Source organism: Actinocatenispora rupis (assembly GCF_016861975.1).
GTDB lineage: Bacteria > Actinomycetota > Actinomycetes > Mycobacteriales > Micromonosporaceae > Actinocatenispora > Actinocatenispora rupis.
The window spans coordinates 26,592-45,794 of sequence record NZ_BOMB01000006.1 but is presented as its reverse complement, the minus strand read 5'-3'; the positions used below and the strand labels follow the sequence as shown (position 1 = coordinate 45,794).

Below are 19,203 nucleotides of genomic sequence, written 5' to 3'. Positions count from 1 at the left end.
GGCTGTGAGCTGCTGTTGGCCGCGTGTGGGAGTGGCGGCGCCTACTGGCCCGGTTCGCATCGAACCGGGCCGCCGCGGGCGGCCCCTCGACACGGGGGAATTGCCATGAGTACATCCACCACCACGGCACCCGCCGCCACCATCCCAGCAGCACCGGCCGCCGCCTCCGCCGGTACTGAGCCCACCGCCGCGCCTGTGCCCGCGGCGACGATCCCGGCCGGACCGGCGACGTGGACCCGCTCGCCGCTGGCCACGGCGGAGAAGGCTTTCGGTCTGCTGTGCACGCAGCCGCGCCCGCTGAGCCTGGACTCCACCGACGTGCCCGGTCTGCCGGACGGGCCGGTGCCGTTGACCCGGCTGCGGCAGCTGCTGCTGGAGCGCGCCACCGGTCGTGAAGCCCGCGACGCCATCTGGCGCCGGCTGGTCCTGCGGGCCAAGACCGGCCGGCCCGAATGGGTGATCGCCGCGGTCGGGATGGCCATGCCGACCCTGCGCCGAGCGGCCTGCCGGATCGCGTTTCGCTGGCACGGCGACGCCGCCGACATCGACGCCGAGATGCTCACCGGATTTCTGACCGCGCTGCGCGCCGTGGACCCGGACGCGCCGCGGTTGTGTCAACGCCTGTGCCGGGCCGCGGCCGGCGCCGGCCGTCAGATTCGACACGCCACCGCGCCGCCACTGCTGGCGCACGAGGACTACCCGGAGTCACAGGCGCCGCATCGCCCCTATGGACATCCCGACCTGGTGTTGGGCCGCGCCGTGGCCGCCGGGGTGATCACCGCCGAGGAGGCGGACCTGATCGGCCGGACCCGTCTGGGCGGCGAGCCGATCGCCGCCCGTGCCGCCGCGTTGGGCGTGAAGCCCCAGGCGGCGATCATGCGGCGCCATCGTGCCGAAGCCAAACTCGTGGCGCAGATCCGCTCCGGCCGCCTCGATGGACTCCTGCGCGAGGCGGATCCCGACCCGGCCGGCATCGGCTAACCACCCCGGGGCGATATCCGCGACCAACAGCGGCCGCCCACACGGCCCTCCGAGGGCTGTGGGCAGCCGCTGTTGTTGGTGGTGGACGGCGGTTCGCACCAGGTCTGACCTGCATGTTGGTCATCTGTTGGGAACTGTTGGCCGCCTGTGAGCCGCGGGTTGTGAATTGTGAGCCGGCCGGAGGCTATTTGGTAGGTGTCGGACACTCCACCAGCCCACCCGGTGCTGGCAGGGGTCGTGCCGATGCGGTACCCGGGCCCGGCCCGTGCTGGTTGTTGACCGGCTGGCCAGGTCGCCTCACCCGTTCCCGGATCACCCGTCACGAAGGCAAGGAGCGCTGCTCCCGCGGCCCTCGCCGACACGGATCCGCCGGGCCCGGGTCGCCGCTCCACCCATCCCCGGTCGACCCCGCGACAGTGGCGGGGCGTGGAGGCACCCCGTCATGATCAGCACCCATCTCGGCACCCTGCTGCCACTGCTCGAACCATCACTACAGGTCACCGCCGCCAGTGCCCGCGCGGCCGTCACCCTCGCCGCAACCGGGGTCGTCGCCCACCCCGCGGCGGCGCCTCAGCTGGCCGCATCGAGCGGCCACGTGCACGCCGACCCGCTGGCTGTGCCGGTCCTCGCAGCGAACTCGTTGAGCGCGATCATCAGCCGCGCCCGGCTGTGGATCATGGCCATCCTCGGCTCGATCGCGACCCTGTTCCTGGTCTTGGGTGGGGTGCGGTATCTGACCGCCGGCGGCGACCCGGGCGAGGTCGAACGCGCCAAGTCCGCGCTTAAGTCGGCGCTGATCGGCTACGCGCTGGCGCTGATCGCGCCGCTGCTGCTGACGGTCCTGGAATCCATCACCGGCGAGCACCCGTAGGAGGCCGGCAGATGGACCTCACGCAGAAGTTCCTGCTGCAGTTCCTGGACTGGGTGACCACCTGGATCGCCCAGCAGGTCATCGACAAGACCTTCGACCTGCTCGCCGCCACCTCCTTCACCTCCCCAGACGTCACCTCGCTGCCGGCGGTGCGGGACATGGCCTCGCGTGCGGCGTGGGTGGTGTCGATCAGCTACGTGCTGGCGATCATCGCCGCCGGCGCGATCAGCATGGCCCGCGACACCCTGCAGGCCCGCTACAGCGCCGCCGAACTCGCGCCGCGGCTGGTCGTCGGGTTCGTCGCCTCGGCTCTCTCTCAGCCGATCCTGCGCGCCGCGATCACCGCTACCAACGCGCTGGTCGGCGCGTTGACCTCGGGGTCGTTTTCCGGCCGGGCGGTCTGGACGCAGTTGCACGAGACGATCCACGGCGCCTTGGACGGCGGCAACGGCCAGATCACCGGCCTGATGGCCCTGGCCGTCGCGGTCATGGTCGCGGTGCTGTCCGCCGCGGCGGTCGCGGTGTGGATTCTGCGGTTCGGGCTGCTGGTCGTGCTGGCCGGCCTGGCCCCGGTCGCCCTGGCCACCCTCGCCCTGCCGCGCACGGATGCGATCGCGAAACTCTGGGCCCGGTCGCTCGGCGGCTGCCTGGCAGTCCAGGTGCTGCAGTCCGTGCTGCTCTACACCGCCACCCGGCTGCTCACCTCCCCGAAGGCCAACCTGCATGGGCTGGGCATGCCGGGCACGTTGATGAACCTGTTCGTGGTGATCGCGGTGCTGTGGGCGACGGTGAAGATCCCGTCGATCGTGTCCAAGACCGTCATCCGCGGCACCCCCGCCGGTGGCGGCGTCATGTCCTCCGTGCTGCGCGTCGTGGTCCTGCAGCGCGTCACCGGCGCCGTGTCCAGCCTGGCCCGCGCCGCCCGCGGCGCCCGCTCGGCCGGCCGCGCCGCGAGTGCTGCCGGGACTCGCCGAGCGGCCTCCGGCGCGGCCAGCCGCGCGGCGGCGGCCGGGCTGGGGAGGCGGCCATGACCAACCACGACGAGGACGGCCTGCGCGCGCAGGTTCCGGCCGACATCGACACCCCGGACACCATCGCCTACGGGCTGACGTTCCGGCAGTTGGCGATCATCGGCGGCGCCGCCCTGGCCGGCTGGGTCGGTTGGCGGCTGCTGTCTGGCCTGATTCCCGGGATCGTGCTGCTGTGCGCGGCGGTGCCGCTCGCCGCTGTGACCGTGGCCGTGGCGCTGGGCCGTCGGGACGGGCTGCCGCTGGACCGGTGGCTGCTCGCCGCGATCAGCGCCCGCCGCGCCCCGTCCCGGCTGGCGTCGCAGCCGGCCGAGCCGGCCACGCTGCCGGGCTGGGCGCCGCCGGTGCCGTCCGGTCTGCCGACCCCCGGGCTGCTGCGACTGCCGGCCGACGCGATCGCCGCCGACGGCACCCTCGCCCTCGGCGACGGCCGGCACGTCGCGCTGGTCGCCTGCTCCACCGTGAACGCCTCCCTGCGCACCGAGGCGGAGCAGGCGGCCCTGATCGACGCGTTCGGCCGCTGGCTGAACTCCCTGGCCGAGCCGGTGCAGATCGTGGCCACCGCGCAGCCGGTCGACCTGCATCAGAAGGCCCGCCGACTTCAGGAGACCGCCGCTGGCTTGCCGGACCCGGCGCTGGAGGCCGCCGCGCTGGATCACGCCGCGTGGCTGGCCGAGCTGGCCGAGGAGCGGCACCCGCTGCGCCGGACCTCGACCATCGTCTGCTGGGCCGGCACCGGCCGCGACGCCGCCCGCACCGGACAGCGCACCACCCGCTCCCTGGCCGGGCTGGGCGTGGCCGCCCGGGTCCTCGACGCGCCCACCGTGTCGGGCTGCCTGGCCGCCGCGGTCGACCCCTACACGCCGCCGGCTGACACCCGGCGCGCCGCGGCCGACACCCCGGTCCGCGCCCGGCCGCCCGCGGCGGTCGATCACCACCTGGAGGACTCACCGTGAACACGTTCCTCGACACGCTGCGCCCCCGCGCGCACACCAGCCGCACCACGCGCGCAGCGAGCCGTTCGTCCCGCGCCGCAGTCTCCGGTAGCCCGGTGCCGGCACCGGCCGGCGTGGAGGTAACCGGCCGGCACGTGCAGGTCGGGGACGGCTATGCCACCACTCTCGCCGTCACCGGCTATCCGGCCGAGGTCGGCCCGGCCTGGTTGGAGCCGCTGTTGGCCTGGCCTGGCCGCTTGGACGTGGCCGTGCACATTGACCCGATCGCCCCGCCCGTGGCGGCGATGAAGCTGCGCAAGCAGCGCGCCCGGCTGGAGTCGGCCCGGCGGCTGGATGCGGAGAAGGGCAAGCTGTCCAACCCGGTTACCGACGCCGCCGCCGACGACGCCACCGGTCTGGCCGACCGAGTCGCCCGCGGCGCCACCCGCCTGTTCCGGGTCGGCGTCTATCTGACGGTTCACGCCGAGTCTCTGGACGCGCTGCGTGACGCGGTTGCCCAGGTGAAGGCGGTGGCGTCGTCGCTGCTGTTGGACGTTGCCCCGGCGACGTGGCGGCAGTTGCACGGCTGGACCTCCACCCTCCCGTTGGGGCATGACGCGCTGCGGATGACCCGGGTGATGGATACCGACGCCCTCGCCGCGTCCTTCCCGTTGTCGTCGGCTGATCTGCCCGGACCGCTGCCCGGCGACGAGGCGGGGGAGGGCGGCGTGCTCTACGGCGTCAACGCCGACTCGCCCGGCGTTGTGTGGTGGGACCGGTTCGCCCAGGACAACCACAACGCCGTCGTCCTCGCCCAGTCCGGCGCCGGCAAGTCGTACCTGATCAAGCTGGAAACGCTGCGCTGGCTGCAGCACGGCGCGACCGCCGCGATCATCGACCCCGACGACGAATACCGGCAACTGGCCGGGCACATCGGCGGCACCGTCATCGCCCTCGGCGCCGCCGGCGTCCGCGTGAACCCGCTCGACCTGCCGGTCGGGGATACCCGCCCGGATGCGTTGACCCGCCGGTGCCTGTTCTGCCACACCGTCATCGCGGTCCTGCTGGGCCAGGACCCGCCGCCGGCCGAACGCGCGGCGCTCGACCGGGCCGTCGCCGCCGCGTACGGCGCGGCGGGGATCACTCACGACGCGCGCACCTGGAACCGGCCCGCCCCGCTGCTGCGGGATGTCGCCGCTCAGCTCGCCGCCGATGGTGACGACGCCGCGCATACCCTGGCCGCTCGGTTGGCGCCGTGGGTGACCGGCACGTTCTCCGACCTGTTCGACGGACCCACCACCCATCGCCCCGACTCACACCTGGTCGTGTGGTCGCTGCGGCAGCTCCCGGACGAGCAGCGCCCGATCGGGACGCTGCTGGCGCTGGATGCGATCTGGCGCGCCATCGACACCACCCCTGCCGGTGGAAGGCGTCGGCTGGTGGTGGTGGACGAGGCGTGGACGCTGCTGCAACACGACGCCGGCGCCCGCTTCCTGTTCCGCATGGCCAAAGCGTCCCGCAAACGCGGCGCTGGACTGACGGTGGTCACCCAGGACGCCGGCGACGTGCTGTCCACCGAGCTCGGCCGCGCGGTGGTGGCCAACGCCGCCACGCAGATTCTGCTCAAGCAGGCCCCGCAGGCCATCGAGGAGATCACCGACGCGTTCGGGCTGACCGCGGGCGAAGCACGGCTGCTGCTGAGCTGCCGTCGCGGGGAGGGCCTTCTGGTCGCGGGGACATCGCGGGTGGCGTTCCGGGCGGTCGGGTCGCCCACCGAACACGACCTCTGCCGCACGGACCCGCTCGTCCAGCTGGATGGGGAGGAGGACGCCCCATGATCGCCCTTCCGCTTTTCGCGCACCAGCCCGGCCCGTACGCGCATCTCTCCCAGCTCGGTCAGCTTCTCGCACACCACCACACCGCGCTGATCGCGGTCGCCGTCGCCGCACTCATTGCCGCAACCGTCGCCCGTCCTACCGTGCGTGGGGTGCGGCAGGCCCGCTGGTGCCGCAGCGGGCAGCGGCTGGAGATCCTGCCACCCCCGGAGGTCGAGCCGGCGGGCGTCGGCCAGCTGTGGGCGACGCTGGCCGGGGTCCTGACCCCGCCGGCGTGGCGGCGGCTACTGTTCGGCATCCCGCACGTCGGGCTGGAGTACCGCTGGGATGGCCGTGCCCTGTCGATCGGCTTGTGGATCCCGGCCCGGGTGCCGGTGCGCGCCGTGCAGGCCGCGGTCATGGCGGCCTGGCCGGGCGCGTCCTGCACCCCGGCCGAGGACACCGCCCCGATTCCGGACGAGGCGTGGGCGACCGGTGGGGCCTTGGCTCCGGCATTGCCCGCGCTGTATCCCCTGAACACCGCGCACACGGCGGATCCGTTGCGGCCGTTGATCTCCGCCGCGACCGGGCTGCGCGGCACCGATGTGGCCTGCGTGCAGATCCTGGCCCGGCCGGCCACGCCGCGCCAACACGCCCGGCTGCGCCGCGACGCGGCAGCACTGCGCGCCGGGCGACGCACACGTGGCGTGGTGTCGGGTCTGCTGGATCTGGCGACGCCCGGCCCGACGCCGAAGCCGCACCAGCGAGCGTCTGCGCAGGCGGATCCGTGGCGGGAGCGGGAGGCTCGCGCGGCGATGGACAAGGCGACGCAGCCGCAGTGGCAGACCGCGATCCGCTACGCCGTGGCCACCCGCCCCAGCCGCGGCAGCCAGGGCCGGCCATCGCCGGCGGTCCGGGCGCGGCTGCGGACGATCGCGCAAGGGATGGCTGCGGCGTCGGCGGTCTACACGGCCCGCAATCATCTGCGGCGCCGGCGCCTGCACCGCCCCGCCGCCGCCCTGGCCTCACGGCGACTCCTGGCCGGAAGCCTGCTGTCGGCCGAGGAACTGTCCGCGATCGCCGCACTGCCACGCGATCTCGCCGTGCCCGGGCTGGACCGGGCCCGGGCGAAGACCGCTCCCGCCCCGGTGCAGATCGTCTCCGGCGGCCGCAACACCAAACGCCTCGGTGTCGCGGCGGCCGGTGGGCATCCGGTCGCGTTGACCGCGGCGGACGCCCGGCAGCACGTGCACATGCTCGGCGCCACCGGCTCCGGCAAGTCGACCCTGCTGACCAACATGATCCTCGACGACGTCGCCGCCCACCGCGCCGTCGTGGTCGTGGATCCGAAGGGCGATCTGGTCACCGACATCCTCGACCGGCTCCCGGCCTCGACTGCGGATCGGGTGTGGCTGGTGGATCCGGAGCAGGACCACACCCCGGTGATCAACCCGCTCGACGGGGACGACCACGACCTGGTCGTCGACAACGTCTGCTCCATCTTCGGCAAGATCTTCCAACGGCACTGGGGCCCGCGGATCGACGACGTGCTGCGGGTGGCGTGTCTGACGCTGCTGCGGCATGCGAACGCGACGTTGACGTTGGTGCCGCCTCTGCTGCAGGACAAACAGTTCCGGGCGCAGCTGACCGCCGAGCTGGACGACCCGGACGGGCTGGGCGGGTTCTGGACCTGGTACGAGTCAATGGGCGACGCGGTCCGCGCCCAGATCATCGGCCCCGTCCTGGCCCGCCTGCGCGCCGTCCTGTTGCGGGACTTCCCGCGCCGCACGCTCGGCCAGCCACGCTCCAGCCTCGACATGCGCAAGGTCCTCGACCATGGCGGGATCGTGCTCGCGCGGCTGCCGAAAGGCACGCTGGGGGAGGACACCTGCCGGCTACTCGGCAGCTTCCTGTTGGCCCAGACGTGGCAGGCGGCCACCGCCCGCATCGACCGTCCCGAAGAACGCCGCCGGGACTGCTCGGCCTACCTGGACGAGTGTCAGAACTTCCTCACCCTGCCCAACTCCGTGGACTCCATGTTGGCCGAGGCCCGCGGCTACCACCTGTCGCTGACCTTGGCTCACCAGGACTTGGCGCAGCTGCCCGCGGAGGTGGAGTCGGCGATCTCGGCCAACGCCCGCAACAAGATCATCTTCGCGTGCTCGCCCGAGGACGCCCGGATCCTGTCCCGGCACACCCTCCCGGAACTCGACCAGCACGACCTGTCGCACCTGGACGCCTACACCGCCGCGGCCCGGCTGATGGTCGACAACCGGCAGACCGCCGCGTTCAGCCTTCACACCGCACCACCAAAGCCCGTTGTCGGCGCCGCCGACGACATCCGGCGATCCAGTTCCCTGCGGGCCGAGCAGACCGCCGCGGCGCCCAGTGCGATCAGCCGGCTGGCCCGAGCATCCGCCCGGCGCCGTTGCCCCCGACCGAAGGAGTCGTCATGAATCCGTTCCACCGCCTCAAGGCCCTCACCCGAAACCCCCGCACCGATCGGAGGGCTGCAGACCCCCTCCGCCCCACCCCCTGCCCGACCCCCCGCCTTACCCCCTGCCGTACCCCCCGTCGCAGCCTGGCCGCCAACAAACGGCTAACACCGCAGGTCAGCGCGCATGTTTCCGGCCGAATACAAACGCGACTCCCCCTGTCGGGGGACCGCCCGGGGGGCCAGGCAACCGTTCAGCCTGCTGCCAGGCCGTTGAGCGTGTTCGGGGTGATCGGGTCGGTCACCGACCGGGACCGGGTGCTGCTGAACCTGCTGTCCGAACACGGAACCCTGACCACCGCCCAGATCACCACCATGCTGTTCGGCTCACCATCAACCGCCAAACAGCGCCTCGCCCGACTCCGCGCCCTGCTGCTGCTCGACGCGTTCCGCCCCCACAACCCGGCCACCGGCACCCGCGGCGTCAACCACTGGACCCTCGGTGTGCTCGGCGCGCGGCTGGTCGCCGCCGCCGACGACCGCGATATGCCGGCCCCGTCGACGGTGGCGCGTCGCCGTGACCGGCTCGCCGCCAGCCCCCGACTGGCGCATCTGGTCGGCGTCAACCAGTTCTTCGCCGACCTGACCGGCCACGCCCGCCACACCCCCGAGACGGGCCGGCTGTCACGGTGGTGGTCGGAGCCGCGGACCCGCCGCGCGTTCGCCGAACGGATCCGCCCCGACGGACACGGCGTCTGGACCGGACCCGCGGGGCCGGTCGGGTTCTTCCTCGAACACGACACCGGCACCGAACGCCCCCTCGCCCGGCTGATCGCGAAACTGGACGGCTACCAGCGTCTCGCCGACGCCGGCGGACCCAGCTGGCCGGTGCTGTTCTGGCTGCCCAACGCGACCCGCGAACAACACCTCCACGACCGGCTCGCCACCACCAGCATCGGCCGCGACGTCATCGTCGCCACCGCCCACCGCCACTGCAACCGCCCGACCGCCACCCACCACCCCGCCGAGGCCATGTGGCAGGTACACGGCGGACCCGACGCACGACTGCCCATCGGCGAGCTGCCCCACACGGCCGACCTGATCGGCCCCCTCAACCCCGGCCTGGCCTGACACCCACGAGCCGACCACCGACGCGGTGTGGGCGAGTCGATCCCTCGCCCGCCCACACCGCTCGTCATCCACAGCCCTGATCCGGCGGAAGGGAGACACCATGCGCCCGGTCCTCCTGCTGTGCCTACCGCCCACCCACCGGCTGCTGCCCGCCGCGATCAGCCACGCCCTCACCCACCTCCACACCCACCCGACCGCCGCCCCAGCCCGGTTCACACCGAACCGCGCGGCCCGGCGACCCGCCCTGCCCGGCGGGCATCGCTGGGCGCTGGTCCACGGCCGATTCACCGCCCACCCCACCGCGACCCGCCACGACCTGATCGGCGCCCGCACCCACCGCGACGGGATGCGCTGCGCCGGCGGGCCCATCCACCTCCTCAACCTCGACCACGCCGCCCACCACGCCCACACCGCAGCGCTACGGGTCTGGTTGCTCTACGACGCCGTCACCATGCACACCCCACCCGCACAGCCCTGGACCCTGTTCACCAACCTGCACACCCAGAACCCTGAGCGCTATCCGCTGGACTGGGCCCGCCGCGCGTTCGCCGCCCAACCCGCCATCCGCGCCCTCCGCGACTACGACCACCGGCCGGACACCACACCCGTCTTCGGACGGTTCCGGCCCGACAGCTACGCCAGCGCGCATGCCGAACTCGCTGACGGCCGCGACCTGTTTTGCCGCCGACGCGCTCTGCACGCCCTCGTCGGCGACCGTCTCCTTGCGGCCGATGGCACGCTGCTGGCGCCGACGCGCGAGACACCGACAGCGTTCGACCGCTACGCCGACGCCGCCTCCCGCTACCTGCGGCAACACTCGACGCTGCGCGTGGTCGCGGTCTACTACCACTGACCAGAACCACACGGTTATCCACAAGTTATCCACAGGAAGGTGGGCGGGGCTGTGGGCGGGCCAGGCAGACGGGCACTGTGGCAGGTGCCGCCGGCGCGATCCACTCCACGCTCTGCCGGCCACGCCTCCGCGGCGGTGGGGCAGAGCACGCAGCAGGAACCGACGGCACCCGCCCGTCGTGGCCGCGGACCCGCGGCCACGACGGGCACGCCGTCCTCACCTCCGGCGATAAGCCCGGGAGCGCTGCGCGGCGGGGGCACGAGCGGGCAGCCGATACGGTGCCGCGATGCCCACGATTCTGCCGCCACCTCCGCCGCCACGACCAGAACCGCCTGTGCCGGCCGGTCCGCGCGCGGTGCTTCGGGCGTTGCGGTGGCGTCTGTGGAGTCAAGCGCGTGCAGTGGATGCGCAGGGTTGGCCGCCGGGCTGGCTGGTGGCCGCGGCTGTCACGACCAGCACGGTGACGGTGTGCGCGGCGATGCTGTGGATCGTGGGGCCGGCCGCCGGCTGGACGGGCGAGCAGGTGGCTCGCTGGGTCGGGGAGGGCGCCCAGTGGGCGCAGGTGCCGAGCCTCAGCGGCCCGATGCTCGACGGGTTGCGCTCGGCTGTCGGCGGCGAGTATGCCGCAACGGTTCCCGTTTCTCCCGCCACAGCGCTGTGGGCGTGGCTGGCCGTCGGTGCGCTGCTGTGGTGCGGGGCGGGCTTCCGGATGGGCGGGGCACGCATCGGCTGGGCCGTCTACGGTGCCGCCACCGTCGGGCTCGTGTACTGGGACTCCCCACCGCGTCACAGGCGTCCCGGCGCGCGGTGAGGTCAAGAGCCGGGGCGGATCAGCCGGTGCTCGTAGGCGAAGATCACCGCCTGGATCCGGTCGCGCAGCCCCAGCTTGGCGAGGATCCGCCCGACGTGGACCTTCACGGTGCCCTCGGACACCAGGAGCCGGCTGGCGATCTGGGCGTTGGACGCCCCGCGCGCCATTTCGAGCAGTACCTCGCGTTCGCGTGCGGTCAGCTCGGCCAGCGGGTTCGGTCCGGGCTCCGCGACGGGCAGTTCGGCGGCCACGTGGTCGATCAGCCGGCGGGTGGTGGACGGGGCGATGACGGCGTCGCCGCGGTGCACCGTACGGATGGCGGCCAGCAGATCGCCGGGCGGTGCGTCCTTGACCAGGAACCCGCTGGCACCGGCGCGCAGCGCGGCGAACGCGTACTCGTCCAGGTCGAAGGTGGTCAGCACGACCACCTTCGGGGTCGTGCCGGGCCGTGCGAGCAGCCGGCGCAGGGCGTCAACGCCGTTGAGCCGGGGCATCCGCACGTCCATCAGGACCACGTCGACGGCGGTGCCGGCGAGCCTGTCTAGCGCCTCGATGCCGTCGCCGGCCTCGCCGGCGACCACCATGTCCGGCTGGGCCTCGATCATCATCACGAACCCGGCCCGGACCATGACCTGGTCGTCGACGAGGAACACCCGGATGGTCACGGGCCGGACTCCTCGCCGGTGTGGTACGGCAGGCTGGCGACGACTCGGAATCCGCCGTCCGAGGCGGATCCGGCCATGACGGTGCCACCGAACGCGGTGATCCGCTCCCGCATCCCGGCCAGTCCGTGCCCGGCAACGTCCGGTGTCGGGGCATGCGTGGAAGGGGCCCGGGTCGGCACGCGGCCGGGGCCGTCGTCGCGGACCTCGATGGTCAGTTCGCGCCGACCCCAGCCCAGCCGTACCTCGGCCCGCCGGCCGGGCCCGGCGTGCTTGAGGGTGTTCGTCAGCGCCTCCTGCACCAGCCGGTACGCGGCCAGCTCGCCCGCGGGGCTGAGTGTTCCGGGCCGGCCGGTGACGGTACGGGTGATCGCCAGGCCGGCCGCCTCCGTGCGGTCGAGCAGCGCGGGCAGGTCGGACAGCTGCGGCTGCGGGCCGTCCGCGGTACGTGCAGTGTCGGACTGCGGGTCAGCGGGACGGTCCGCGCCGGGCCCGACCGGCCCGTCCGCCCGCAGTACGCCCAGCAGGCCCCGCATGTCGCCGAGCGCCTGCCGGCCGGTGTCGGCGATGGTGGTCAGGATGCCGCCCGCCCGTCCCGGGTCGGACCGCACCGCGAACTGGCCGCCCTGCGCCTGGCTGACCATCACCGCCAGCGAATGGGACACCACGTCGTGGATCTCCCGGGCGATGCGGGTCCGTTCCGCGTGGGCCGCCTGCTCGGCCCGCCGTTCACGATCGGCCTCGGCGTAGCGGGCGCGGTCCCGCAACGCCGCCACGTACGCCAGCTGGGTGCGGCGGTACAGGCCGATGCTGGCCGCCAGCGCCACCACCGCGACCAGCGCGACGAGCCGGTAGCCCACCGGCAGACCGGGCTGCCGCCACGCCAGGGCCAGCACCGTCGCGCCGGCGAGCCCGACCGTGCCGCCGACCACCAGCGCGGTCACAGCGCGGCGGGCCGGCACCCACGCGATGAACGAGTACAGCGCGACGGGGAACACCACCAGCGACGGTGCCAGCAGTACCGGACCGGACGGTCGCGCCAGTACCGCGGCGAGCAGCATCACCAGGCACCCGGCGCACCCGGCCGCCAGCGCCGCGACCGGCGCCACCCGACGGAACGCCACCGCCGCGTGCGCCGCCACCGCGCCCAGTACCATCACCGCCGCGCTCGCCGGCGCCTGCCCCGTCACCGCCACGAAGCACGTCACCGGTACCAGCACCGCGGCGAGCCCGGCCGCCGTCACCACGTCGAGCCGGCCCGGGGTGGTCACGGTGCGCACCGGGCACAGCCCGTCGGCACGGTCCGCCGCCGGTACCCGGCGGTGAGCACGGCCAGCGACACGCCCAGCGCCAGCCACGAGCCGTACACCAGCGCCACCAGCCATCCGTTGTGGGACCACCGCGCCGGGCCGGACACGACTCCCAGCACCTGCGCGGCGGTACCGAAACCGGCCAACACGCCCATGCTCACCAGCGCACCCGCCGCCACACAGCCACCGGCAGTCAGCAGCCAACGCGGCAGCACCCGGCCCCAACGCTGTACCAGCGCCAGCGCCAGCACCGCCGCCGCACCGAAGCAGACCACCTCACCCACCGGAAACCCTTCCGGCCGCCCCATGCTCGACGCCGCCATCTGCCCACCCGCCGCCCAGTACAGCTTCAGCGCCGGATACGGCACCGCCAGCGCCGCGGCCAGGTGCCCAAGCCACCGCCGCCGACCGGGCACCGGAACACTCCGGCCACATTCCGGGCAACCAGCGAGCCCGGCGAGCCGCTCCCGGCGCCGCCTCACCATAACGGCAGCGAGCAGCACGGCGGACAATCCAGCGGCGGCGCGCGCGAGCGCGCCGGACCAGTCGACGACGGGCGGCATCCCCGGGACGCCTAGCACGGCCGCCACCCGGAACGCGTCGAACAGCACCCCGGACGTCGCCCACACCAGCAGCGCCACGGTCGACCAACCCACCGCCGACCACACCGCCGCGACCACCCGCCCGCCGCGGACGCGGTCGCCGAGGACCGCCACCGCGGCGCCGATCCCCGCCGCCACGGCCGCGACCCACGCCGGCGCGAAGCCCGCCGTGTACGACGGGCCGGCGCCCGCCGCAGCCCGTAGCGCGGCCGTCGCCAGCGCCGCGAGACACGCCCCGCCCGCCGCCCACGTCCAGCCGCGGCCCGGACCGCCGGCCCGAACACCCGTCTCGACACCCATCGCCGCCTCCCTCGTTCGCCTCTGCCGCGCACCACAGTGCAGAACCGGAACGGGGCGGCGCGTCTGTCGCGCGGCCACTTCGACTACCACCTACGGCATACCAGCGCGCTGTCCCGGCGCTGCGCCGACCGCCGGCTCGGCCGTACCGGCACCCTGGCCCTGCGCGGGCTCGGCGGTGCGGCCGGCGGTGCGGCCGAGCTGGCCGCAGGTGGCGGCGCGGAGTACCAGGGCAAGGGTCAGGAATACGGCGTCCTGGACGATCTCGTAGCGCAGGGAATCGTCGACCGAGGGAAACAACGGTTCAGCCGCTCTCGCCGGACCGTGTCGTCACCATCGCCACCGCCTACGAACGCGTCTACCCCGGCGCACTCCAGAACCTGGGCATCCCACCCACCGCGCTGACCGACGGTCGGGCCTGGCGCCGCTTACCGGATAACCGCGCCGCCTGTTGCCCTCGCTTTCGGGTCCGGCGGACTCACACACGGCCAACAGTTTCCAACACCGCAGGTCACAGCGTTGCGCGGATATTTGGTGAGGGGTTGCGCTGTTGGTCGCGGCGGCTATGGTGCCGCTCCCCTTTCAACGCATCATCCGTCGACGGCACGCCGCCGCCACACCCGCATGATGCGGCCCCGATTCCGTCCACGCCCACCCTTGGTGGCTCGTCGAGGTCTCGGCACCGCTTCGCCCGTAGGTGTGACGGCAGCCCCGTCACCGCTCGGACCTGGTCCAGCGATGAACCGCCCCTGTGGGGCACAGAAGGAGGCAGCGATGCCCACCCTGACGGTGTGCCCACCGTCCACCCCAGTTGGCCCCAGCTACCAGGCCCGCACCGTCACGGTGCTGCTGCCCGGCAGCGACCGGCCCACCTGGACCAGCCTTAACCGCGCCGTGCACACGGCAATCCACGAATGGGCAACGGGCTGGAGCCCGGTGTTCCAGGTCCCGCCCCGCGGGGTCTGCGCCAGGATCCTGCGCCGCCCGGACCGGGTCCTTGCCCGGGTACGGACAACCACCCGCACCTCGTGGTGCGCGGGTGGCCGGAAGGTCGATCTGCTCGCCGGGATCAGCCGGATGCGGGCAGTTGCCCAAGACAGGGCGGTGTGGGACTACGCCTACTGGCAGCAGGTGGTGGCCGGGACTCCGACAGCGTTGACGCTGTCGCAGATCCGCGACCGCCGTCACGGCAAGAACCTGCCGCAGGACGCGCTGGTGCGCGAGTACGAGATGCAGCCCCGGGTGGTCGCCATGCGACTGGCCAACATCGACCCGCGACGACAGGTCACCCTCGATGAGGAGAACCTGCCGTTGCTGCAGACCAACGCCGACACCTACACGAGGTGGCAGGTGATGGCAGCGGTGCCGGGCGACGAGGTGATCACGCTCGACGGCACGTTCCTGTACCCGCGCTCCGACCGGTTCGATCACCGGATGGAGTACCTGCAGCAGGCCAACAGCCACATCGACCGCCTGGCCGGCAAGGACTGGATGGTTCAGCTGCGCCGCGCCGCTGACTGATCCAGCCCAACCCCGCCACAACCTGCACGGCACACCCACGGCCGGCCCCGCCAGGGGCCGGCCGTCGCCGTGCCTTCTCCCGCCGGTTGCTTCCGGATCCCTGTCTCCACGGCCCGCACCGATCGGTGCGGGCCGCAGTCGTCCACTGCCCACCACCCCCGTTGGGAGCCCGCCATGGTCCGCACCCTGCCCGCCCAGATCCCCGCCACCGCACACCACACCCGCACGCGCGCCGGAGGGTCACGTCACGCACGCGGCCAGCTGTGCCTGTCCGACGTGGAGGTCGGCGCGATCGCCGTGACCGACATGCAGGACCGGGTCCTGGTCGTCGATCACGAGAAGGCCCAGCCACTGGTCCTGGTCTACGAGCCGAGGGTCGGTGTGCATCTGCAGCAGGCCAACACCGCCGCCCACACCCCGGCCCGGGCGCCCGTCCTGGTCGGCCGCACCGGCCGGGACCAGCGCGACGGGTTCGTCGCCGGGTTCATGAACCGGATCTGCCACCACAGCCCGATCGGAGCCTGGGCGTTTCGCCATCCGGCATGCGCCGCGGACTGGTACGCCGGCCACGCCGCGGCCGGTGCTGAGGTCGGCGGTCCGAGCCAGCTAGAGGAGCAGGTGTGGAACGCCCACACCTACCACGAAGCGTTGGCCTCCTACGCCGCCTGGCGCTACGCGGCGCTGATCGGCTCGCTGCGGCCACACCGCCCGACACAGTCCTGACAGCACTCCCACCGTGCGCGGTTTCGTCGACACCGCCGCACCGGGGCGGCGTCGACGGATCTGTCCACAGTGGACAGAACCTGGACGAAGGAGTCGCCCATGAACCAGAACACATCACACCGCCGCCACCGTTGCGAGGCCGCGGCCGTACGCGGTGCGGTGGCTGAGATCGCCGCGGCACGCATCGTCGACGGGTGGGGACAGCCGGCCCAGCTGAGCATCCTTCACGGCAGCAACGATGTACTCACCGCCTCGACGCTCGGTCTCGATTTGGACGCGCTCGGCGTGGACGTGGTGCTCGCCGAATTGCGGGACCTGGCGGCCGACCCGGCCGGTCGACACGCGATCGCACTGGTGGCTGCGTGTGTCAGGCCGCAGCCGGTCCGAGCGTGGCTGCTGGCCACCCAGACCGCCGGAACCGCCGGAACCGCCGAGGACCCGGTGCCGCCGCAGCAGGTCACGCTCGCCGTCGAGCCCTCCGGGCACGGATACGCCGCCATCACCACAGGAATCGGTGACCCGCCGGCGGTGCGCCTGACCGACCTCGGCCCCGACGAGACGGCCGATGCCTGCGGATTCGCCTACCGGTGCCTGGCCGCCCTGGCCTCCTGCTGACCCCGAGCGAGCGATGGGAGACACCCATGGATGCCGACACCAACCGGGCGGAGGACACGCCGGCCCTGCGGGGGAACCCCCTGGCCGCCGTGATGCGGGCCTTGCAGGCCATCGGCGATGCCGTCACCCACGACGACCGTCACGCCTATGCGGCCGCCGTGGCGCACGGCGAGGCGATCGGCCTGACCGATGAGCAGATCACCGACGCCTACCACTACCGCGCCCGGATCCGACACGAGCCACCCAGCTTCGATCGTTCCGGTAACCCTCGCGGCTGCCGCTGATCCGCTCTCCTGGTTGCCGGTCCGCTCCACGCGACGCGTGAGTCCGACCGGGAACCGCTGCTGCATCCTCAGCCTCCCGTGGCCATTGGGCTGACGGGACGCGACACCATCCGCCCGGCCCGGCCGCCGACGGGCGGACCGGGCCGCTTGCCGTGGGGAGTTCGTCATGGCCACGACACCCGGCGTCGACCTCAACAAACTCCTGGACGCCGTCCTCGCCGGCCGGCCGGTCGATCCGCTGATCGCCGCGCTGGAACGTGGCGGTGTCCGCCTGGCCCTGCACCTGCTGGCCACCGGGCTGCAACGGTTGCGCCGCGGGCAAATCAACGAACGGCGTCGCATCGCCGCCGCGGTCGCCGCCGCGCCTCGCCGCAAGAGCGCGCTGCGTCGGCTGGCCGACCGCATCGCCGTGGGCAGCTTCGCCAGTGCCGAGTTCGCCGAGCACCGCGTGCACTGCATCGACTGTCAGGAACCACTTCCCGCGATCGCCCCGGTCGGCGGTCGGTGCAGGCGCTGCACGCGCGGCGGGCACGTCTGAACCCGCCAGCCCTACCTCGCACCACACGGCCCGCCAGCACACCGCTGGCGGGCTTTCTCATGCCCCGTTCTCTCCACACTGGACTGTCCAGAAAGGACACCACGATGCCGGGTGCCTTCATTGCCCTTGCGGCCGCCGATGGCCGCTGCCGCGCCGTTGCAGTGGAAGTCTTCCACGGCGCCCGCCACCTGGTCGGCGCCCTGACCGAGGTGTGGGAGCACACCTACACCGGCGACACGCACCGCCTCGTGAGCGCGGTGTTCGGCCACACGAGTTGGGATGCGATCGACGCGACCGCTGCGCCGAACCGCCTCCCGCCGATCGGTGGTGGGATCGCCGTGCCCGGCGTCGGATACGCCACCGCCGCCGCGTTCGGCCCCGCCGCGCTGACCACCGCAACGGTGGACGAGCTGTTGCGGCTGCGCCGGGCCATCGTCCAGATCCGACCCGCGGCCGACCTCCTCGCGGTCCACCACCGGGGCGTGCCCGTCGAGACCTACCGGCTCGGCGACGGCCCGCCCCGACCGTGCACCCATCGCCTCTGACCCTCGGCCACCCCGCCCGCGGCCCACACACGCCGATCCCAGCCCTCGCACCGGAGGAACACCATGCCCATGCCCGTGTACCGCATCGAACTCACCCCGATCCCCACAGCCGAGGGCGACCGCGCCGTCGAGCTGCACACCGCCGCCGCCGAGTACGGGCTGGGCCGGCTCGTCTCGCTCACGCCCGGACAGTGGGCCGGGCTTGCCGTGGGCTGCCCGCCCGCGACGCCACCATCCCACGACATCGACGCCGTTATCGGCTGGCTGGTCGACCGGCTGTTCAACCCGGCCCGCGCCGCCGAATGCGCCCGACGCTGGGCTGCCGCCGTGCCCGGCGCTTCCCTGTGGGCCGCCTGCCTGGCCGAGGAGGCAGACCGGCTCGACCTGCGCGCCCAGCCCTGCGGCTACGGGCCGCAGGGAGCCGACTGCGACGCCCTGATGTGCACCTGCCCGCAGGTCTGATGCCCGCCGACTGGCAGGCGAGGGCCCCGCCGCGACACCAACACATCACCGACACCGCGCCGCGTGCGTGCGGTCGTCCAGACCACCCCTGAATCGCCTGCTGTGAAAGGACTGACCATGACCGACAACGACCAGAACCCGCCGCCCGCCGACGACGCCTCGGGCAGCCAGACCGCACTGCGGACCCCGGAATTCGTCCAGATCGGCCACTGCCCGCCGGGATGGGTCGTCACCTGCGACACGGCGAAACTCCTCGTCGTCGGCCCCGCGGACGACGGCATCGTGCCGGCCGCCACCTTCGACGGCGGGCTGCACTCGATCCCCGCCGACACCACCGTCTGCACCGAACGGCTGTCGTTCGACGCCTTGGTGATCGCCGAGCTGTACCGGCAGCTGCAGCGCGCCGGCGCCGACAACACGCTGCTCGCCGACAAACTGATCCAGGCCGACGCCGACCGCGACACCGAGCGCAGCCGCTTCCAGCAGACCCTCGCATCGATCCGCGAGGCGGTCATCGAGCACTACCGCACCAACGAGGAACTCACCCACGACGCCATCGAGGACTTCCTCATCAGCCACGGCATGCCGCCCCTGCGCCACCGGGTCGAGTTCACCCTCCACGGCAGCTACCTGATCGACGCCGACAGCCTCACGGCCGAACACGACGCCGAGGCCAACCTGACCATCGACCTGTCACGACTGGCCGCCGGCGTCGTCGCCGACAGCCTGGGCATCGACGACCGCGACATCACCGTCGACGACGCCTCCGACAGCTACTGAAGGCAG

The 19,203-nt window shown here is 73.1% G+C and carries 21 protein-coding genes; 17 read left to right on the top strand and 4 right to left on the bottom strand.

Going from position 1 to position 19,203, the window contains the following annotated elements:
• Window positions 1-105: 105 nt before the first annotated feature.
• The 9 genes from Aru02nite_RS05520 (at window position 106) to Aru02nite_RS05480 (ending at window position 10,858) form a co-directional block, all read left to right on the top strand.
• Window positions 106-981, top strand: a complete 876-nt coding sequence (locus tag Aru02nite_RS05520; protein WP_203655438.1) for a hypothetical protein — start codon at window positions 106-108, stop codon at window positions 979-981.
• Window positions 982-1,423: 442 nt separating this feature from the next.
• On the top strand, window positions 1,424-1,852 hold the full coding sequence (locus Aru02nite_RS36465; protein ID WP_239076419.1) for a pilin: 429 nt from the start codon (window positions 1,424-1,426) through the stop codon (window positions 1,850-1,852).
• Window positions 1,853-1,863: 11 nt separating this feature from the next.
• Entirely contained in the window at window positions 1,864-2,883 is a 1,020-nt protein-coding gene (locus tag Aru02nite_RS05510; RefSeq protein ID WP_203655436.1) for a TrbL/VirB6 family protein, read from the top strand.
• Window positions 2,880-3,836: a PrgI family protein gene (locus Aru02nite_RS05505; RefSeq protein ID WP_203655434.1), complete on the top strand. Its 957-nt coding sequence runs from the start codon at window positions 2,880-2,882 to the stop codon at window positions 3,834-3,836. The genes Aru02nite_RS05510 and Aru02nite_RS05505 overlap by 4 nt, the downstream gene beginning before the upstream one ends.
• Window positions 3,837-3,931: 95 nt before the next feature.
• A complete protein-coding gene (locus tag Aru02nite_RS05500) occupies window positions 3,932-5,653 on the top strand; it encodes a VirB4 family type IV secretion system protein (protein ID WP_203655458.1) in 1,722 nt (573 codons plus the stop codon).
• The gene (locus Aru02nite_RS05495; protein WP_203655433.1) at window positions 5,650-8,085 is read left to right on the top strand and encodes a type IV secretion system DNA-binding domain-containing protein; all 2,436 of its coding nucleotides are present in this window, start codon (window positions 5,650-5,652) and stop codon (window positions 8,083-8,085) included. The genes Aru02nite_RS05500 and Aru02nite_RS05495 overlap by 4 nt, the downstream gene beginning before the upstream one ends.
• A gap of 266 nt (window positions 8,086-8,351) precedes the next feature.
• The gene (locus Aru02nite_RS05490) at window positions 8,352-9,194 is read left to right on the top strand and encodes a replication-relaxation family protein (protein ID WP_203655432.1); all 843 of its coding nucleotides are present in this window, start codon (window positions 8,352-8,354) and stop codon (window positions 9,192-9,194) included.
• Window positions 9,195-9,294: 100 nt separating this feature from the next.
• Window positions 9,295-10,047 carry a hypothetical protein gene (locus tag Aru02nite_RS05485; RefSeq protein WP_203655431.1) on the top strand — a complete coding sequence of 251 codons (753 nt, stop codon included), beginning with the start codon at window positions 9,295-9,297 and terminating at the stop codon, window positions 10,045-10,047.
• Between the two features lie 433 nt (window positions 10,048-10,480).
• Complete coding sequence (locus Aru02nite_RS05480; RefSeq protein ID WP_203655430.1) at window positions 10,481-10,858, top strand: hypothetical protein; 378 nt, start codon at window positions 10,481-10,483, stop codon at window positions 10,856-10,858.
• 2 nt (window positions 10,859-10,860) lie between these two features.
• Here the strand turns inward: Aru02nite_RS05480 and Aru02nite_RS05475 are convergent, their stop codons facing one another.
• From Aru02nite_RS05475 to Aru02nite_RS05460, 4 genes are all read right to left on the bottom strand, one after another.
• Complete coding sequence (locus Aru02nite_RS05475) at window positions 10,861-11,523, bottom strand: response regulator (protein ID WP_203655429.1); 663 nt, start codon at window positions 11,521-11,523, stop codon at window positions 10,861-10,863.
• A complete protein-coding gene (locus Aru02nite_RS37145; protein ID WP_203655428.1) occupies window positions 11,520-12,791 on the bottom strand; it encodes a sensor histidine kinase in 1,272 nt (423 codons plus the stop codon). Before Aru02nite_RS37145 ends, Aru02nite_RS05475 begins: the two co-directional genes overlap by 4 nt.
• Window positions 12,788-13,732 carry a hypothetical protein gene (locus Aru02nite_RS05465; RefSeq protein ID WP_203655427.1) on the bottom strand — a complete coding sequence of 315 codons (945 nt, stop codon included), beginning with the start codon at window positions 13,730-13,732 and terminating at the stop codon, window positions 12,788-12,790. The genes Aru02nite_RS37145 and Aru02nite_RS05465 overlap by 4 nt, the downstream gene beginning before the upstream one ends.
• Before the next feature lie 90 nt (window positions 13,733-13,822).
• The gene (locus Aru02nite_RS05460; RefSeq protein WP_203655426.1) at window positions 13,823-14,029 is read right to left on the bottom strand and encodes a hypothetical protein; all 207 of its coding nucleotides are present in this window, start codon (window positions 14,027-14,029) and stop codon (window positions 13,823-13,825) included.
• A 474-nt stretch (window positions 14,030-14,503) separates the two neighbouring features.
• On the opposite strand from Aru02nite_RS05460, the gene Aru02nite_RS05455 reads away from it, so the two are divergent.
• The 8 genes from Aru02nite_RS05455 to Aru02nite_RS05420 all read left to right on the top strand — a co-directional run bounded on the left by Aru02nite_RS05455 (window position 14,504) and on the right by Aru02nite_RS05420 (window position 19,197).
• Window positions 14,504-15,250: a hypothetical protein gene (locus Aru02nite_RS05455; RefSeq protein WP_203655424.1), complete on the top strand. Its 747-nt coding sequence runs from the start codon at window positions 14,504-14,506 to the stop codon at window positions 15,248-15,250.
• A 174-nt stretch (window positions 15,251-15,424) separates the two neighbouring features.
• Window positions 15,425-15,973: a hypothetical protein gene (locus tag Aru02nite_RS05450; RefSeq protein ID WP_203655423.1), complete on the top strand. Its 549-nt coding sequence runs from the start codon at window positions 15,425-15,427 to the stop codon at window positions 15,971-15,973.
• Between the two features lie 99 nt (window positions 15,974-16,072).
• Window positions 16,073-16,588, top strand: coding sequence for a hypothetical protein (locus Aru02nite_RS05445; protein ID WP_203655422.1), 516 nt, complete (start codon window positions 16,073-16,075; stop codon window positions 16,586-16,588).
• A 26-nt stretch (window positions 16,589-16,614) separates the two neighbouring features.
• Window positions 16,615-16,872 carry a hypothetical protein gene (locus tag Aru02nite_RS05440; protein WP_203655421.1) on the top strand — a complete coding sequence of 86 codons (258 nt, stop codon included), beginning with the start codon at window positions 16,615-16,617 and terminating at the stop codon, window positions 16,870-16,872.
• A 166-nt stretch (window positions 16,873-17,038) separates the two neighbouring features.
• Window positions 17,039-17,410, top strand: coding sequence for a hypothetical protein (locus Aru02nite_RS05435; protein ID WP_203655420.1), 372 nt, complete (start codon window positions 17,039-17,041; stop codon window positions 17,408-17,410).
• A gap of 104 nt (window positions 17,411-17,514) precedes the next feature.
• Entirely contained in the window at window positions 17,515-17,955 is a 441-nt protein-coding gene (locus Aru02nite_RS05430) for a hypothetical protein (RefSeq protein WP_203655419.1), read from the top strand.
• Window positions 17,956-18,018: 63 nt separating this feature from the next.
• Window positions 18,019-18,417 carry a hypothetical protein gene (locus tag Aru02nite_RS05425; protein WP_203655418.1) on the top strand — a complete coding sequence of 133 codons (399 nt, stop codon included), beginning with the start codon at window positions 18,019-18,021 and terminating at the stop codon, window positions 18,415-18,417.
• 117 nt (window positions 18,418-18,534) lie between these two features.
• A complete protein-coding gene (locus tag Aru02nite_RS05420) occupies window positions 18,535-19,197 on the top strand; it encodes a hypothetical protein (RefSeq protein ID WP_203655416.1) in 663 nt (220 codons plus the stop codon).
• Window positions 19,198-19,203 lie beyond the last annotated feature (6 nt).

Excerpts from the sequence above, each read along its gene's own strand:
- Aru02nite_RS36465 (WP_239076419.1), top strand. The coding sequence starts at position 1,424 with ATGATCAGCACCCATCTCGGCACCCTGCTGCCACTGCTCGAACCATCA.
- Aru02nite_RS05440 (WP_203655421.1), top strand. The coding sequence starts at position 16,615 with ATGGATGCCGACACCAACCGGGCGGAGGACACGCCGGCCCTGCGGGGG.
- Aru02nite_RS05425 (WP_203655418.1), top strand. The coding sequence starts at position 18,019 with ATGCCCATGCCCGTGTACCGCATCGAACTCACCCCGATCCCCACAGCC.
- Aru02nite_RS05420 (WP_203655416.1), top strand. The coding sequence starts at position 18,535 with ATGACCGACAACGACCAGAACCCGCCGCCCGCCGACGACGCCTCGGGC.
- Aru02nite_RS05510 (WP_203655436.1), top strand. The coding sequence starts at position 1,864 with ATGGACCTCACGCAGAAGTTCCTGCTGCAGTTCCTGGACTGGGTGACC.
- Aru02nite_RS05435 (WP_203655420.1), top strand. The coding sequence starts at position 17,039 with ATGGCCACGACACCCGGCGTCGACCTCAACAAACTCCTGGACGCCGTC.
- Aru02nite_RS05450 (WP_203655423.1), top strand. The coding sequence starts at position 15,425 with ATGGTCCGCACCCTGCCCGCCCAGATCCCCGCCACCGCACACCACACC.
- Aru02nite_RS05505 (WP_203655434.1), top strand. The coding sequence starts at position 2,880 with ATGACCAACCACGACGAGGACGGCCTGCGCGCGCAGGTTCCGGCCGAC.
- Aru02nite_RS05465 (WP_203655427.1), bottom strand. The coding sequence starts at position 13,732 with ATGGGTGTCGAGACGGGTGTTCGGGCCGGCGGTCCGGGCCGCGGCTGG.
- Aru02nite_RS05485 (WP_203655431.1), top strand. The coding sequence starts at position 9,295 with ATGCGCCCGGTCCTCCTGCTGTGCCTACCGCCCACCCACCGGCTGCTG.
- Aru02nite_RS05520 (WP_203655438.1), top strand. The coding sequence starts at position 106 with ATGAGTACATCCACCACCACGGCACCCGCCGCCACCATCCCAGCAGCA.
- Aru02nite_RS05455 (WP_203655424.1), top strand. The coding sequence starts at position 14,504 with ATGCCCACCCTGACGGTGTGCCCACCGTCCACCCCAGTTGGCCCCAGC.
- Aru02nite_RS05495 (WP_203655433.1), top strand. The coding sequence starts at position 5,650 with ATGATCGCCCTTCCGCTTTTCGCGCACCAGCCCGGCCCGTACGCGCAT.
- Aru02nite_RS05445 (WP_203655422.1), top strand. The coding sequence starts at position 16,073 with ATGAACCAGAACACATCACACCGCCGCCACCGTTGCGAGGCCGCGGCC.
- Aru02nite_RS05430 (WP_203655419.1), top strand. The coding sequence starts at position 17,515 with ATGCCGGGTGCCTTCATTGCCCTTGCGGCCGCCGATGGCCGCTGCCGC.